Origin of the sequence: Treponema denticola (assembly GCF_024181405.1) — a bacterium.
In the GTDB taxonomy this organism is placed as follows: domain Bacteria; phylum Spirochaetota; class Spirochaetia; order Treponematales; family Treponemataceae; genus Treponema_B; species Treponema_B denticola_D.
Genome location: NZ_CP051302.1, coordinates 2664349 through 2680717, shown reverse-complemented (window position 1 = coordinate 2680717; position 16369 = coordinate 2664349). Strand labels below are relative to the sequence as shown.

Annotated in this window: 15 protein-coding genes; 8 read left to right on the top strand and 7 right to left on the bottom strand. The window is 38.0% G+C overall.

The annotated features are described in order from the left end of the window. The first annotated feature begins 139 nt into the window (after positions 1–139). On the top strand, positions 140–370 hold the full coding sequence (locus tag HGJ18_RS12465) for a hypothetical protein (RefSeq protein WP_253696911.1): 231 nt from the start codon (positions 140–142) through the stop codon (positions 368–370). Here the strand turns inward: HGJ18_RS12465 and HGJ18_RS12460 are convergent. The 3 genes from HGJ18_RS12460 to HGJ18_RS12450 all read right to left on the bottom strand — a co-directional run bounded on the left by HGJ18_RS12460 (position 367) and on the right by HGJ18_RS12450 (position 2281). Beyond that, positions 367–654 (bottom strand): hypothetical protein, encoded by a 288-nt coding sequence (locus HGJ18_RS12460; RefSeq protein WP_253696910.1) that lies wholly within the window; start codon positions 652–654, stop codon positions 367–369. The genes HGJ18_RS12465 and HGJ18_RS12460 overlap by 4 nt on opposite strands. A 206-nt stretch (positions 655–860) precedes the next feature. Then, the gene (locus tag HGJ18_RS12455; RefSeq protein WP_253696909.1) at positions 861–1088 is read right to left on the bottom strand and encodes a hypothetical protein; all 228 of its coding nucleotides are present in this window, start codon (positions 1086–1088) and stop codon (positions 861–863) included. Positions 1089–1234: 146 nt separating this feature from the next. Further along, a complete protein-coding gene (locus HGJ18_RS12450; protein WP_253696908.1) occupies positions 1235–2281 on the bottom strand; it encodes a Fic family protein in 1047 nt (348 codons plus the stop codon). 252 nt (positions 2282–2533) lie between these two features. On the opposite strand from HGJ18_RS12450, the gene HGJ18_RS12445 reads away from it, so the two are divergent. Both HGJ18_RS12445 and HGJ18_RS12440 read left to right on the top strand, forming a co-directional pair. Beyond that, complete coding sequence (locus HGJ18_RS12445) at positions 2534–3025, top strand: PTS sugar transporter subunit IIA (RefSeq protein ID WP_002666808.1); 492 nt, start codon at positions 2534–2536, stop codon at positions 3023–3025. 132 nt (positions 3026–3157) lie between these two features. Continuing rightward, positions 3158–4693: a DUF5312 family protein gene (locus HGJ18_RS12440; protein ID WP_495573977.1), complete on the top strand. Its 1536-nt coding sequence runs from the start codon at positions 3158–3160 to the stop codon at positions 4691–4693. Between the two features lie 35 nt (positions 4694–4728). Here HGJ18_RS12440 and HGJ18_RS12435 read toward each other — a convergent pair whose 3' ends face one another. From HGJ18_RS12435 to HGJ18_RS12420, 4 genes are read right to left on the bottom strand one after another with little or no spacing between them, the layout of a single operon-like run. Then, a complete protein-coding gene (locus HGJ18_RS12435) occupies positions 4729–6045 on the bottom strand; it encodes an ATP-dependent 6-phosphofructokinase (protein ID WP_253696902.1) in 1317 nt (438 codons plus the stop codon). Between the two features lie 20 nt (positions 6046–6065). Further along, on the bottom strand, positions 6066–6590 hold the full coding sequence (locus tag HGJ18_RS12430) for a DUF192 domain-containing protein (RefSeq protein WP_253696900.1): 525 nt from the start codon (positions 6588–6590) through the stop codon (positions 6066–6068). Then, positions 6580–7170, bottom strand: coding sequence for a hypothetical protein (locus HGJ18_RS12425; RefSeq protein WP_253696898.1), 591 nt, complete (start codon positions 7168–7170; stop codon positions 6580–6582). Before HGJ18_RS12425 ends, HGJ18_RS12430 begins: the two co-directional genes overlap by 11 nt. A 14-nt stretch (positions 7171–7184) precedes the next feature. Continuing rightward, complete coding sequence (locus HGJ18_RS12420) at positions 7185–8432, bottom strand: Crp/Fnr family transcriptional regulator (RefSeq protein WP_253696897.1); 1248 nt, start codon at positions 8430–8432, stop codon at positions 7185–7187. Positions 8433–8589: 157 nt separating this feature from the next. Between HGJ18_RS12420 and HGJ18_RS12415 the strand changes: the two genes are divergently transcribed. The 5 genes from HGJ18_RS12415 to HGJ18_RS12395 all read left to right on the top strand — a co-directional run bounded on the left by HGJ18_RS12415 (position 8590) and on the right by HGJ18_RS12395 (position 16352). After that, positions 8590–9825, top strand: coding sequence for a M20 family metallo-hydrolase (locus tag HGJ18_RS12415; RefSeq protein ID WP_253696896.1), 1236 nt, complete (start codon positions 8590–8592; stop codon positions 9823–9825). Positions 9826–9843: 18 nt separating this feature from the next. Further along, positions 9844–10860 (top strand): KamA family radical SAM protein, encoded by a 1017-nt coding sequence (locus HGJ18_RS12410; RefSeq protein WP_253696894.1) that lies wholly within the window; start codon positions 9844–9846, stop codon positions 10858–10860. A gap of 145 nt (positions 10861–11005) precedes the next feature. Next, positions 11006–11833: a sigma-70 family RNA polymerase sigma factor gene (locus HGJ18_RS12405; RefSeq protein ID WP_253696887.1), complete on the top strand. Its 828-nt coding sequence runs from the start codon at positions 11006–11008 to the stop codon at positions 11831–11833. Positions 11834–11894: 61 nt separating this feature from the next. After that, positions 11895–14135: a peptidase U32 family protein gene (locus HGJ18_RS12400; protein WP_253696885.1), complete on the top strand. Its 2241-nt coding sequence runs from the start codon at positions 11895–11897 to the stop codon at positions 14133–14135. Positions 14136–14213: 78 nt separating this feature from the next. After that, positions 14214–16352, top strand: coding sequence for a methyl-accepting chemotaxis protein (locus tag HGJ18_RS12395; RefSeq protein WP_253696883.1), 2139 nt, complete (start codon positions 14214–14216; stop codon positions 16350–16352). Positions 16353–16369: the final 17 nt, after the last annotated feature.

The window sequence follows — 16369 nt, the reverse complement described above, 5'->3', positions numbered from 1 at the left end:
ATTCGGAATTGGCCCTGCGTTTAAATACCCGATTTCAGAAAAACTTAATCTTCATTCAAGTGTAGGCTTTCATATATCAATGTTATCGGCAAGTATAGATAAAATGGTATTCAATCCCATTACATATACATCAGTTCGTATGAAAGTAAATATGTTCTCATTAACTTTAGGAATAATGGGTGATATAGGCTTTAAGTATAATATAACCGATATGATATATTTTGATATAGGTTCAAAATTGGCTTTTGATTTTGCAGGTCATTTAAAGATGACCTCAAATTTCTTGCCCAATATTTCACAATGGAATTCAAATTATTTCGGACTTCACTTAAACCCATATATAGGACCGGGATTAATTTTGCCTTTCTAATAATTTTTACCATACATAGGAATAGTGTTTATTATTAACTCAAGATAGTAATTTCTTGCAGTCCCCTTTGTTTTTATTTTAAAAACTGAAGCAAACTGTGTATTTATTGGGACTAACATTATATTTCTTACCCTCTTATGAAAAATTCTAAGAGGGGATGGAAAAACTGTTTCAGCCGGAGTATAAGCCTTGCCGTTGGTTCCTGCAATTCTCATCCCGCTAGCTATATATGGGTGTTCATAAACGGATACGGAGTCTACACTAAATGTTCCATTTTTAAGCAATTTAAATCCTGGTGCGTTTAGATTATTAAGTATATATTCCATTGTTTGTTGAAAATAATTATTTTGAGAAATAAAATCACCTCCATATCTTCTACTTTATGCAAGCTCCAATTCGCAATCGGTATATCTTCATAAGTCTCTTCTTTTAAAAATTGCAATTTTATTTATTAAAGATGTTCTCATAGAGATTAAAACTTGGGGAAAACTTATTGAGCGCTGCTTTCCTCGTCTTCTGTTTCTTCTTCCGGAGGAGGCGTTTTTTCCTTTACAGGCTTGGGTGCTTTCTTTTTTACAGCAAAACGCCTCGGTTTTTTCTTATAGCTCATTACATAAAAAATAAAGCTTAAAATAAGACCGCAAACAATGGTTACTCCGATCACTATGGGAGAAAGTACAACATTTTTTATAACATAAAAAAAATCGGGCGAATTCATATTTCTTTTATCGGAAAAACATATAAAAACTTTTAGCGGCTTCTCCTTTTGCTGCTTGTCAAAATGGGGGATTCTTAACCTTATCAATAAACCATTGCCCTTATTTTCTTTTTGTTTTTAAGGGAATGTTTAAATATTTGTGGGAATTACTTTAATCTATAATAACAAATGTTTTTTCCTGAGCCTTCTTTTTTCAATTCACCGGCTGATACTAATTTTCTGAGCCCTCCCTCGATAGAACTTATACTCAGTGAAGGACAAAGCTCACGAATATCCTGCTTAGTAAATCGGCCAATCTTATTTAGAGCGGCACGTCTTACAGTTTCAAGAGCAGGAAGTTTTATTTCTACTAAAGCGAAGCGGTCTGCAAAATCTCTATAGGCCGCAAGAACCGTTCCAAGCAAGTATTTGATAAAAGGAACAACATCTTCTTTGCCTTCATGCCAACCAATCTGAGCCCTACCAAGTGCATCATAATATAAATCCTTGTTTTTTGCAATTTTTGCTTCCAAAGAGATATATTTTCCTACATAAAAGCCGTTTCTGTATAACAGAAGAGTTGTCAGCAGACGGCTCATTCTTCCGTTACCATCGTTAAAAGGATGTATACAAAGAAAATCATGAATAAAAACAGGAATTGCTATTAAGGGCTCCACTTCCATATTTCCAATTACTCGGTTATATTCTTCACAAATTTTATCCAATGCCTCCGGTGTCTCAAAGGGAGCAAGCGGCGTAAATAACATTTCCGTATGATTATCCGAATATGTAACACTGATATAGTTCTGTACAGTTTTTATTCTGCCTGCCATCGGATTGTTCATATGACTATACAGAATCTTATGGAGCTGCAGAATAGAGTTTTGGGAAAGAGGAATCGCATCAAGACTTTCGTGGATTATATTTAATACATCACGGTAACCCGCAATTTCTTGCTCATCACGATTTTTAGGTGTTGTTTTCTCTTTCACCAACTGCTTGATACGGGTACTTGTTGTTACAATACCTTCAATTGCATTCGATGCCTCTGTACTTTGTATCTTTGCAATCTCGACCAGTCTCTCTAATTCTTTCGGACGTTGTTTCAAGTACATTTCCTGTTTTCCGGCTTCTTTATATATTGCAGCAATCAGACCCATGGTGCCGGAATCCCACTTTTGATTTTTGATTTCAGAGTAATTAAATCGTCTCATTGTTTTACCTCCGATATTTTCCCTTAGATTATAGCATAAAATAAGGGCAAACTCAAGTTAATCCGGATATTTATTCTTATTATTCATTCTTCAACCGCCGGATAAAGGCTTCGTTATCTTTATCTTAATTCTATTCTTTCGGCCAAAAATCTAAACTCAGGAAAAAAAGCTTTTATTTGTTAATTAAAAAGAAATTTGAAAAAAAACTAAAAAAAACTTGACTTTTACTCAAAAGAGGCTTAGAATGTATTCATGGAATTTAAAGATGCATTGAAACCCGATTCTGTAGATTTAAAGGATGTTATAACTCCTGAAACCATTAATCTGCACTTAAAAGGGACTACAAAAGAAGCTATTATTGATGAGTTACTTGATACGCTTGTAAAAGCCGGAAAAGTAAAGGATAGGGTTGCTACAAAGGCTTGCGTTTTAGATAGAGAACGCAAGATGTCTACAGGTATGAAGCATGGCATAGCCATACCTCATGGAAAGACGGACTCTGTAAGTGATCTCGTTGCCTGTATAGGCATTGCAGATAATCCGGTAGACTTCGATTCTTTGGATCAAGAACCGGCCAGAATATTTATTATGACTCTTTCCCCTCTGGATAAGACAGGCCCCCACTTGCAGTTTCTTGCACAGATAAGTTTATTATTCAAAAGTGCAGAAAAAAGAGAAGAACTTCTAAGGGCTACAAACGAACAAGCCGTCATCAAGCTTTTAATGGAAAGCGACGAAGAGTAACAGGTTAAAAAGCTTTGAATAATGGTCTATGCCGGACTTGGCACAGACCGTTATTTTTTGCTCAACTTATTTTTTGCTCCATGAACCGCTGTACCGGTTGACAAATTAGCAAATTTAACACATATTATTAACATGGCCCATAAAAAAGAGAGTTTTTTCCAAAAAATAATAGGTTTATTTATGTCCTCAGAGAGTCCCGAGGCCGTCAAAAGGCGTAAATTGAAGGATATTGCAAAAACCATAGGAAAAACCAGATACAGCAAATGGTATAAATCGAGTTCTCAAGAGGTATTACCCCAAGCGGCACAATTTTTTTACAGCATTTATAAGGTCGTAGGCCCGGCCCGCCCCCTTTTAGCAGGAGCAGCTTCTTCAAAGGTTTTAAAAAACGTTACTGTAGAGAATTCTCTTTCGGACAAACAAAGAAAGTTAATTGAAAATTTATCCGAAGAATCAATAATAGAACAATCAAAAAATACAAATGCTGAAGTCCTCGCCGAAAAGGTAAAAAAGGAATTAAAAACCTTTATAGGTGAACTTGATTCCGATCAAGCACAAAAAATAGATCTAAGTTACCAACATCTTGATGCCTTTATACAGTTTGTCCTTTTCGATTATTATTTTTTACTTCGAAAATTCGATTCCAACTTTATCGAAAATAATTTCAACTATACCCCCAACTTTCAGGCAATAAGAGGAGAATATATTTCCGAAGACTTAAAAGATTTTGCATCGGTTTTTTATCAACTAAGTATAGACACCGATTGGAATCTTATCTTCGATATAATAAAGACCTATAAAAATATTCAGCCGGTTCATGCAGGCCAATGGAAAAAGCTTTTAGGAGCTTTAGGCGACCTTCGCCGCTCACGGGCTCTCGAATATATTATCCAACATATTACCGAGGATATAATTTACACGGTTGAAACTACCCCCTTTACCGAAAAAGTAACCGATACCTACGTGTCACAAATTAAAACAAATACCCAAAACGTTATCCATAAACTCATCGAAGAGCAAAGATCATCAAAGGTTGCGGTTTTAATAAACAAAATATTCGGGGAGCAAGTCATCTCCGGCATGAAAAACTACGTCATCGATGCAAACCGAGCTTTTACAAAAAGAGGATTATCGGGATATATCTATGCCGAAGAAATGAGTTATCTAAAATCTTTTTTAATAGAATATGTAAAAACTGATATACGGGCTCTATGCGACTTATTTTTAGTACGCGGAAATTGGGGAGGATTTGCAGGCACTACAGCAGATTTTTCCAATAGTTTTCATGCAATAATGCAGGTAACTTCCAAAACAATAGAGTTTGACGATAAACTTTCCGAGGTCTCCGATATAGGAGTAAGGTTCCGAACCCTTCTTTCCAGAATGGAAAGAGAAAAGGAAGCAGGGCGCCAGGCCGCAAAACTTTTAAATGATGTAAACGAAACAGCCCTTAAGCTTATAAATATTTCACTAAAACATATAATAGTGATTGGCAATAACTTTAAGACAATCATAGCCGATTATGACAGGCCTCGCCGAGAATTAATCCAAAACTGGAAAGAAATTGAACAAAATTCGGAAAGGCCTGTAAGAGAATGGCTTGTCGAAGCCTACAAAAAAATCTACGATTTTACCATGCTAATGCAGCTTTTTATAAAAAAAGAATAAAAAGCTGCATTACAAAATATCGCCCTATCTTTAGTTTATATCATTATAGTGGGCTGGCCTGTAGCATCCAGTGCATCCCGCCACAAAGAACTTTCAGGGTTGACATATTTTCTTTCCGAGACAACTTGTTCAATCGGCAGGTGTACAAATTTATTGTTTACAAGCCCTATAAGGGTGCGGGTCTTCCCTGCCATAGCGGCATGAACCGCATTGTTGCCTAAGCGTTCGCAATAAACCGAGTCAATGGGAGCTGCAATTGAAGATCTAATCTGATAACTGGGATCAATGTATTTTAAGTTTATATGCATCCCGATCTTATCAAAATACTCGGTTATTTCTTTTTTCAAAAACAAACCTATATCCGCAAGTTTTTTGTTTCCTGAAGCATCCGTTTCTTCTTCAATATTCATTAAATGCTGACCGGCGCCTTCGGCTGCAACAATGAGGGCATAACCATTTTCAATAAGCTTTTTTTCCAAAAGTTTTAAAAAGCCGTTTTCACCGCCCAATTCAAAGCGGACTTCAGGTATAAGAACAAAGTGCGCCTCATGACAGGCAATAGCCGTATGGGTTGCGATAAAGCCCGACTCCCTTCCCATAAGCTTTACCAAACCTATACCGTTGATTTGCGAGCTGGCCTCCATATTGGCAGCGGCAACAGATTCGGTAGCTTTTGCAATAGCCGTATCGAATCCGAAAGACTTTTGTATAAAAGAAAGATCATTATCTATCGTTTTGGGAATACCTATTACCGAAATTTTTAATTTACGTCTTTCAATTTCTCTTGAAACTTCGAGAGCTCCTTTTTGCGTACCGTCACCGCCGATAAAAAATACCATATTGATATTCATCTGCTCGATTCCGTCTACTATTTCGGTGACCCTTGTACCTCCGCCTCGGGAAGTGCCCAAAAAAGAGCCTCCCGTTTTATGTATTCCGTTTACTGCTTCAGGAGTCAATGGAACCGGAGAAAACCCATATTCGGAAATAAATCCCTTATATCCGAATTTTATACCGCTGATTCGGCGGACTCCGTACCTTGTCCAAAGACAGCGTACTATAGCCCTTATAACATCATTTATACCGGGGCATAAACCTCCGCAGGTAGCAATTGCAGCATGTACATAGTTAGGGCTAAAGTAGATCTTTTGACGAGGCCCGGCCTTTTCGATAAGGTCGGCATGAGTTAAAGGCTCTCCGGTTTCACCCAAGGAGGCATCCAAATTATACCGTATAAATTCGTTATCGGTAACATAATTTGCAATCAGATCTCCGTGTGTTTCCGATAGCATAATAGGAGACTGTATTTTACATTCTCCCAATGTAGAAATGGAAAAGTCCGTTTTTTTCATAGTAACCTCCCAGCAATGAATTATTGAATCTTTCTCTTTAAAAGAAAAATTGTTTCCTGCGTCAATTTATCGCCTTCTTTTATATCCATTCTTTTAAACATACCTTGAGGAACTTCAAGAGCATAGCGTACGGAATAAGTACTTTCGACTGTTTCCAAACTATAAGGCGTCATATCGTATATTTCTTTAATTACACCGGAGCTGTCAATAAAAGCAATTGAAAGAGGGTGTGGCGTGTTCTTCATCCAAAATCTTAACTTAGTATCTTCCTTATACAAAAAAATCATTCCCGTACCTTCAGGGATAAGCTTCCGCTCCATAAAGCCTCTTTGCTGCTGGGCAGGAGTGATTGCAAGTTCCACACTTATTTTTTCGATATTTTTCTTAACGGATTCTTCGGTTTTTGTTTCTTTATTTGTTTCTTCTGTCTCCTCACTTGAGATTTTTTCTATAAAGATATCTTCAGTTTCCATTTTATTTTGAGAAGAGCACGAAGCAAAAAAACAAAGCATTAAAAATACTATTATAACCTTTTTAAAAATCATTTATAAATTCCTCTCGCAAAATATCGCTATAAGCCTTATCCGTTTGACTTTTTTCCAAAAGCTCATTAAATACCTTTAAATCAATATACTTTATTGCCAGCGGGCGCTCTAAAATCATTGAAACGGTTTCGTTTTTCCAAATAGCCCTTTTTGGGTCTATACTTAAAGGCTCTCCGTATTTTGAAGTCAGGGCAGAATACATCGAATAATAATCTATCTTGTCGGTATCCATCTGGATAATAATAATATATAGGTTGTCTTCATAAAACTGGAACCAAGCCCTTTTAATATTGCTTGAGCCCCTTGTTTCAATAAGGCTTCGGTTTTTACCGGGTAAAAGCGAAATATCTCTTTCTCCCCGATATCCGAATATAGGATCTTTTAAAAGGGCTTCTTTAACAGCATCCATATTCATTCCGAGGCTTATTTCTCTATATCCGGCAGGAAGCTCGGCAAACTCAGGCTTCTCTTCTTTTTTTTCGGTTTCAGTTTTTTTAAGAATTCCTTTATCGGACTCTGCATCTTCGGAAAAAGCAAAGCCTATCAGGATAAAGACTATACAAAAAAATAATTTTTTCATAATACGTTTCCGTTCTACCAATATCCGCCGCTCTTTGCACGGGCATTCATACGGGATTTTTCAATTTCCTGCATCTTCTTAAAGTAGGCGGCCTGCTTTGAAAGCTCCAGCTCGTCCGTTATGGAAATTTTAGATCCGTCACATCTTACTATCGGTTGTTTTAAAAATTTCGTAACGGCCTCGGATACTTCTTCTTTGGGTATGCCGCACATATTTGCCAACTCGACGGGGCCGAAGTTAAAGGTATGGTACTTGCCCTTTACGGGTTTAATTCTGGATTTTTCAAGCTGAATAGCAAGCATATCATACATTTTTTCGACATGGTCTTTGATAAGGGTATTGGCAAGCTGCTTGTACATTGCCCAAATTCTATCAGCAAAGGTAGTTGTAAGACGGGCAATCAGCTGAGGTTGAGTAGCAACCATTTGATTAAAGTTTTGTCGGTTTACGGCTAAAAGCTGACATCCTTCTTCGGTAACAATAGCACTTGCAGAGCGTGGTTTATTTTCCAAAAGGGCCATTTCACCGAACATATCGCCTTCTTTTAAGACAGCCAACAAAACTTCATTATTATCAAGAATCTTTGTTATTTTTACATGACCTTTTTGAATAATATAGAGCTCGGTTCCGGATTGACACTCACAGAAAATCATGTGCTCTTTGTCATAGAGCCTTATCATTTGGTTTGTAGGAGGTTCAAGAACTTCCATAGGGATTTTTACCCCCATAGCCTTGATAGCCATAACCCTTTTTTGAGCTGCGTCGGCAAATTCACCCTTGGGCTGAGCCTTTAAATAATGATAATATGCATAAAGGGCCAAATCAAATTTAGACATCCTCAAATAATATTCACCGATTGTAAAAAGATGGGAAATGCCGGTTACAACATTCCGTTTTAGAGTAATGCGGGTTAGGGCCTCATCCAAATAGCGCATCTTTTTTGAAAAAGAATAAATTATCTTCATTGCAACGGAAGTATTCTTTTCAATCAGATGTGGGAACTGGCCGTATGGAACTGAAATTAAAAGCGCATCGGTCAAAGCAATAGCCGTTTCGATTTGAGTATGCCCGGACATACAGGAAACAACACCTAAAAAGTCTCCCGGCCCCAAAACATTGCCGCCTTCTTCAGCAACTACCTCATCTTCCTTTGCGACTTGCACCTTTCCGCTTTGTATAATATAAAAATGATCGGTATCCGACTTTCCTTCTATGAGAATATATGAGCCTTTTTTAAAATTCAAAAATGACAGCTGTAACAAGTTTTAACCTCTCATACTTTGTGCATCGACAAATAGAAACATTGCACATTTATAGTATATTTTGAAAAAGTCGAATTGTCAACCTACTTACCTAAAATACTTTATTAATTATTTTCTGCCGATTGTATTTTTACACCTTTTTTGATAGAATAGGCAAATGAGCACCTTTAAAAAAATTACCGATTTTATTGAATCCAAAACAGACGATATTATAGGATTGGAAAGGCTTTTAACCTCCATTCCTGCCATGGCTCCGGAATCCGATGGAGACGGAGAATTAAAAAAATGTGAAGCCCTGGAAAAATATTTAAAAGAAGCGGGTTTTAGCAATTTTGAACGCTTAGATGCCCCTGATGAGAGGGTTTCTTCAAAAATACGCCCTAATCTGATTGTCACCATTCCGGGAAAAAACGATAAGGAAAGGCTCTGGATTATGAGCCATCTGGACGTCGTTCCTCCAGGCGACCTGTCCAAGTGGGAAAGCGATCCTTGGACTGTAATCGAAAAGGACGGAAAACTTATAGGCCGCGGAGTTGAAGACAACCAGCAAGGCCTTGTTTCTTCGGTTTTTGCAGCCATGGCCTTTATCAAATTGGGAATCACCCCGGAACATACTATTAAGCTTTTATTTGTTGCCGATGAAGAAGTCGGCTCCCAATACGGTATAATTTACCTCCTCAATAAGCACAATCTTTTTACAAACAATGATTTGATTCTTGTACCAGATGGAGGCGACCCTAAGGGAGAAACGATAGAAATAGCCGAAAAAACCGGCCTTTGGCTAAAGGTTATTACGAATGGCGTCCAAACCCATGCTTCAATGCCTAACACGGGCAAAAACGCCTTTGTTGCAGCCTGCGACCTTGCCCTCAGCTTAAACGACTTGGAAAATCATTTTAACAAAAAAGACGATTTATTTTCGCCTAATTATTCAACCTTCCAACCGACTAAAAAAGAAGCCAATGTACCGAATGTAAACACAATTCCGGGTGACGATGTTTTTTATGTAGACTGCCGAATTCTTCCTTCTTACGATGTAAACGAAGTCCTAAAAGAAATGCAAAAGAGAGCTTCAGAGGTTGAAAAAAAGTACGGAGTGGGTATCAGGTTTGAATATGATGAGCCTGAGGCTTCCCCTGCAACACCTAAGAATGCGAAGATTGTAAGCCTTCTTTCATCTGCCGTAAAAAAGGTAAAAGGAATTGAAACCTCTACGATAGGAATAGGAGGCGGAACGGTCGCTGCCTGTCTTAGAGCTAAGGGCTTTAATGCCGTTGTTTGGAGCTCCCTTGATGACAGCTGCCATCAGCCCAACGAATATGCTTTTATAAAGAATATCATAAGCGACGCAAAAGTTATGGCAGCCATGATGTTCGGTGTCGAAAATATTTAAAGAGCAAACACTTAAAATATGAGCGAAAAAAATTGGAGGGAATTTTCGGCTGCTGAAACAGCAGATTTTGAGCAGCCCGTCTTAATTTCCTCCGCTTTTCAAAAACTGATAGACGAAGCAGAGCCCGAAGACTCAAAGGCCCTCCGCCTCCAAGTTGAGCCTTCAGACTGCGAAAAAACCGTATGCTCTTACGAAACTGCCGACCCTCTAGGCGAGCAAAAATACTGTATTAGCCCCTACCTTGTCCATCAATACGAAAACAGGGTACTTCTTATAACGACAGGAAAATGCCTTTCATATTGCCGTTATTGCTTTAGACGGGGCCTAACCGCCAGATCTCAAAGCTATATTGGAGACAGAGAATTAAAGGAAGTTACGGACTACATCAAAAGCAAGCCTCAGGTTACGGAAATCCTTGTTTCAGGCGGAGACCCTTTAAGCGGAGGTTTTAAAAAGCTTGAAAAGGTTTTGGACGGCCTGAGAACAATAAAGGAAGACCTTTTGATAAGACTGTGCACGAGGGCTCCGATATTTGCACCCGAACTTTTTACTGAAGAACTTTTACATCTTTTGAAAAAAACAAAACCCCTATGGCTTATTCCTCATATAAACCATCCCGCAGAGCTTGGAGCAGAGCAAACAAATGCCTTAAATGCCTGCATTGAAGCCGGTATACCCATTCAAAGCCAAACGGTTCTTCTAAAAGGTGTAAACGATAATGAAAAAACTTTGATTAAACTTTTTCATAAGCTTACCTGCATGGGCATAAAACCGGGCTATCTTTTTCAGTTGGATCCTGCAGCCGGGACCTCCCATTTCCGTGTTCCCTTAAAAGAGGCCTTAGAGCTTTGGGAAAGAGTCGAACCGAAACTTTCAGGACTATCCCGTCCTCAGTTTGCGGTTGACCTTCCGGGAGGAGGAGGAAAATTTTCTCTTTCAGCTCTTATTTATTCTAAAAAAATAATAGAGCAGAAGGAAGATTCAAGTTTTAGTGCCCTTGGTGCGGACGGTGTTATACATAAGTATACATATTAATGTATACAAAAATATACAGCAATTATTAAATATTTGCTTTTCCGATTTAAAATCTTTATAAAATTGTAATAACTCCATTATTTACGACTAAAAAGCTGATTATCTTAGCACGTTTTTTGCTTATTAATTTATGAGGTAATAAATTATGACGGAGAATCTGCTTTTACAATACATTAAGGATAGCAAAAAATATCCTCTTTTATCAGCCGAGCAAGAAGCAGAATTAGCCGATGAGGTAAAAAAAGGCAATACAGAGGCTATAGAGGTTCTTGTTACATCAAACTTGAGGCTTGTAATAAAAATGGCTAAAAAGTTCAGCTCAAATGAAAACCAAATTTTGGAACTCATTCAAGAAGGTAATATGGGACTCATGAAGGCGGCCTCTAAATTTTCAAAATCGTTTAAAGTCCGTTTTTCAAGCTATGCAGCTTGGTGGATAAAACAATCTTTTATAAGATACTTGAATTCTGCCGACAAAGTTATAAAACTTCCCGTAAGAAAAGAAGCCTTAATCCGCCAAGTAAACAAAGAAGAAGAAAACTATAAAATAAAATACGGAATTTTACCTTCTTATAGCCAGCTTGCAGAAATAATGAAAGAAAAAGTAGATATTATCGCTCAGATAAAATCGTTTAATTATACCGATATATGCAGTTTAGACGATCCTGTTGATAACGAAAGATCGGCAAACCTGTATGATTTTATTCCGTGTAATACCTATAACCCCGAAGAAGAGTTTATAGATAACGAATTCAAAGAAAAATTAAATAAGTGTTTGGAAATACTTAATGACCGCGAAAAAGATGTTTTAAGAAACCGATACGGTCTTGACGGTACTATGACCTCGACCACCTTTGCCGTCTTAGGAAAAAAATATTCAATCTCGGCTGAATCCATCCGTCAAACCCAGCTGAGAGCCCTAAAAAAATTAAGAGCCGATACGAATAAGATTAAAGCGATGGTCTCGGTATAGCCTTTCTTTCCTACCTGATTTTTTTTATCAAATATGATACAATGGGGCTAGAGGTATAAACATGAACATAGAACTTTTAGCTCCGGCAGGGAATACTGAGGCCCTTGATGCTGCCGTAAACGAAGGAGCCGATGCCGTATATTTAGGCTTAAAAACTTTTAATGCGCGTATGCGTTCCTCCAATTTTGCATGGAGCCAATTTGAAGCAGCCGTAGACAGCCTTCACAAGCGGAATAAAAAGGTCTATGTTACCGTTAATACGGTTTTAACCGAAGAAGAAACCGAAAAGATGTACCGCTTTTTAAAATACCTTGACTCCGTTTCTCCCGACGGCATCATCGTTCAAGATTTGGGCATAGTTCAAATGGCAAAAACACACTTTCCAAAATTAAAGCTTCACGCCTCAACCCAGATGAATATAGCCTCAGCCAAGGCTGCAAATGCTTTAAGCCGCTTCGGAATATCAAGGGTTGTTTTAGCAAGGGAGCTTTCATTAAAAGAAATCGAAGCGGTCAACTTAAACACCTCCTGCGAGCTTGAGGTTTTTGTACACGGAGCCCTATGCGTCTGCCAATCGGGGCTTTGTATGTTTTCTTCATACCTCGGAGGAAAATCAGCAAACCGAGGAATGTGTGCCCAAGCCTGCCGAAGACTGTACACAGCCCACACACCTCAAGGCGACAAAGACGGCTATTATTTTTCTCCCCATGACTTGCAGCTCATCGATTATGTTCCCGACCTTATAAAAGCGGGAGTTTCCTCCTTTAAAATTGAAGGAAGAATGAAGAGTGCGGAATATGTAGGGACGGTAGTTTCAGCCTACCGCCATGTAATCGACAACTGGGAAAAGAATAAAAAGGAAGCTGTCGAAACAGGCCGCCGCATTCTAGCTGGAGACTTTGCCCGAAAAAAGACGAGCTTTTTATTTGTTTCGTCAAAGGCTGAGGAAATATTAAACCCGAATCAGGCGGGCGGCACCGGTATTTTTTTAGGAACGATAGACAAAACAGCCCAATTTAAGATTAAAGAAGTTGAAGGAAAAACAAAGGAAGATCCCATGCGCAAGGTTCACTATGTGCTTTTAAAGGGCGGCTCCTATACTCCCGATTTTGGGGATTCGATTCGCCTCCATACAAAGGATGACCGCGGAAGAGAAAGCTGGAAAATTCAAGATATAAGGATTGAAAAAGCCTCTTCAAAAAAATCAGGTTCGGCTGATGAAGTATGGATTCAGGTCCCTGCCGATTTCGGCATAGGCGACAGCGTTTACCTTTTGCAACCTAAAAGCATGAGTAAGCGTTATACTCCGGTGCTGCCCAAAACTTTAAGCTCTTTTAGAAAAAGGCCCGGAGACGACAAGCTTCCCGAACTTAAACTCTATCCCGAAGGGAAGCCTGCCGGTAATGAGAATGTAAAGGAAGGAGCAAAAAACAAACAGGACGACAAACGGACTAAAAAGATTTTGAGTAAATCCAATATCGATATCTTCCCTGACGGCTTCTATGTCCAAGTATCTTCAGTAAACAGTCTCCACACCATTCTTTCCGACAAACCCGTGAGGGTCATTATAAACCTAAATGAAGATACAAGAGAAACCCTAGCCGGTACGGGAAAAAGCGGCAAACCTCTTCCTTTCTCAAAACGGGAAATCTTTATTTCCCTTGATCCTTTTATGGGACAAGCCGAAAGCGATGAGCTTGAACTCTATCTTATGAACCTCATCGAAAAGGGGTATACTCAATTTGTAATCAACAATCCTGCTCACATTACAATGCTAAAAAATAAAAATCTAAACCTTGTTGCCGGCCCCTATCTTTACGGCTTTAACCGATGGGCTGTAAAATGGCTTCAAGAAAATAATATTTTAAAGTTTATATCTCCCATCGAAAACTCTCAAAAAAACCTTGAAGATGTTTATGCCCCCGGTATGAGGAAACAGGTACTAATTCCGGTTTTTGCCTATCCTGCCCTCTTTAGGATGAGATTTACGCTTCCAAAAACTTATGATTTTTTATATTTTTCCGATAAAGAGGGAGAGGCTTTCAAGGCTTTTTCAACACCGTCCGCTTCATTTGTGCTGCCGGAAAAACCTTTTTCGATAACCGACCGCATCGGAGCCCTCGAAAAGAAAGGTTTTGATAAATTCCTCCTTGATTTCTCTCACACGGAAATCGAACGCAGTGAGTACAGACACATTGTAAACTCATGCAGGAAGGGAATTTTTCTCGAAGATACTTCACGCTTCAACTGGAAAGAAGGCTTTTATGACCCTGTAAAAATTGAAGCTAGAAAACAAAAGTAATATTTTAGAAATTATTGATATTCCTAATAATTTACAGTATAATGGATATATCTAATATTGTTGTCCAAGGAGTTTTTTATGTCAGAAACAAAAAGTACCTCAACTCAGCTTTCTCATTCGGCAAAAACGAGGTTCTATTCTATAGGTAGTAGACTTTTACTTTTTACAGTTATATTGCTTTTAGCCCAATATCTAATAATCGCATACAAGGATTTGCGAAGTCTAAAAAAGTTCTCTGCAAATCAAGTAAAGATGATGGCAGACATAAAACACTCTGCTTTCAACCATGAGTTAAATACGTATGAGCTTATGGGTAAGATAATATTGAATAGTGTTTCTAAAGATGAGGAAATAATAAAAGCTTTTGCAGCAAGAGACAGGAAAACTCTTACCGAACTTACCTTACCCCTGTTTGATGAAATGAAAAAAAATTATAAAGCTAAACAATTCCATTTTCATATACCGCCGGCAATTTCATTTTTACGTGTTCAAAACCCAAAGAAATTTGATGATGATCTTTCAGGGTTTAGAAAAACAGTTTTAAAAGCAAATTCCGAAAAAAAAGAAATATACGGACTTGAAGTAGGAGTAAGCGACTTAGGCTTCAGAGTAGTAAAACCTCTTTTCGATCAAAACAACAAACACATAGGTTCGGTAGAATATGGGGGAGATATTAATAACGACTTTATACAGGATTTTCTTAATAACTGTTCCCGGGAGGTATTGGAAGGCGGTTTAAATATAAGCGTATGTGCTCGCACTTTAGACAACACTTATAAAATAATAGGTTCCAATTTTGAAAACGATAATTCCGAAGATTCTGCTGCGATTATGGAAGAATTGGGAAACAAAGAAAGCCTCATCAAAATTGACGGAACTAATGCTGCCGCTTATTATCCTATGTATGATTTTTCAGGAAATATAATAGGGTACTCAAAATTTTTATATTCGATTGAAGAAATTCAAAGGAGTCAAACAAACTTCTTCATAAAGACGGCAGCTGTTTTACTTTTTATCTTTATTCTATTTGTTTTAACAATCATGATATTTACAAAGCTCTTTATCATACGCCCGGTTAATAAGGTTATCGAGGCTCTTAAAACCGTATCGGAAGGAGATTTACGGGTTACGCTTCCTTCAACGGGTAATAATGAAATTGGAAAATTGACGGATTATTTTGCCGACACAATTGCAAAAATAAGCTATATGATAAAAGCCGTTTTAATGAATTCACAAAAAATGAAGGATGTCGGTGATGTACTTGCACAAAATATATCCGACAGAGCAAGTGCCATACACCAAATTACTCAAAATATAGAATCGGTAAAAACACAAACAGTCAATCAAAGCGCCAGTGTCACGGAGACATCTGCAACAATCGAACAGGTTATAAGCAGACTTGGAGAATTGGACAGCGACATTGAAGTACAAGCTTCAAGTATTGAGGAATCTTCCGCGGCAGTTGAACAAATGGTTGCTAACATAGCCTCAGTTACAAACAATCTTGAAAAAAACAATACTCTTATTAAAACCGTATATGAGAAAACAAAGAGCGGTAAAGAAGGTGCAAGATTAGCAAATGATGTAGTTGCTCAAATAGCATCCTTATCGGCTTCCTTGCTTGAAACGAGTGAGATTATTCAAAACATTGCAAGTCAGACAAATCTTTTAGCTATGAATGCCGCAATTGAAGCAGCTCATGCAGGCGAAAGCGGAAAAGGTTTTGCCGTTGTAGCCGATGAAATAAGAAAGCTATCGGAACAGTCTAATATGCAGGGGAAGCAGATAGGCGAGGTTATGAAAAAATCTACACAGATTATCGAAAAGCTCACACTTGTCGGTGAAGAAGCTGAAAAATCTTTTATTAATGTGTATGAACTGGTAAACCAAATTTCACAACAAGAAGAGCTTATGGTATTTGCAATGAAAGAACAAGAAAACGGAAGTAATGAAGTTCTTCATGCAATAAAAAATATAAACACGATTACGGGTGAAGTAAAGACCAGATCGGTAGAAATGCTGTCCGGAGGAATTAAGGTTTCAGAAGAAATGCAAAAACTTGATGCTCTTACCAGAAATATAAACAATAGCATGAACGAAATGGCTATGGCAGCTTCTGCAATAAATGAATCAGGTAAAGAAGTAAGCAAAATATCGCAAAAAAATAAGGAGAGTATTGAACAATTATCAATAGAGGTAAATAAATTTAAAGTGTAAGGTTCTTACGGAAACAC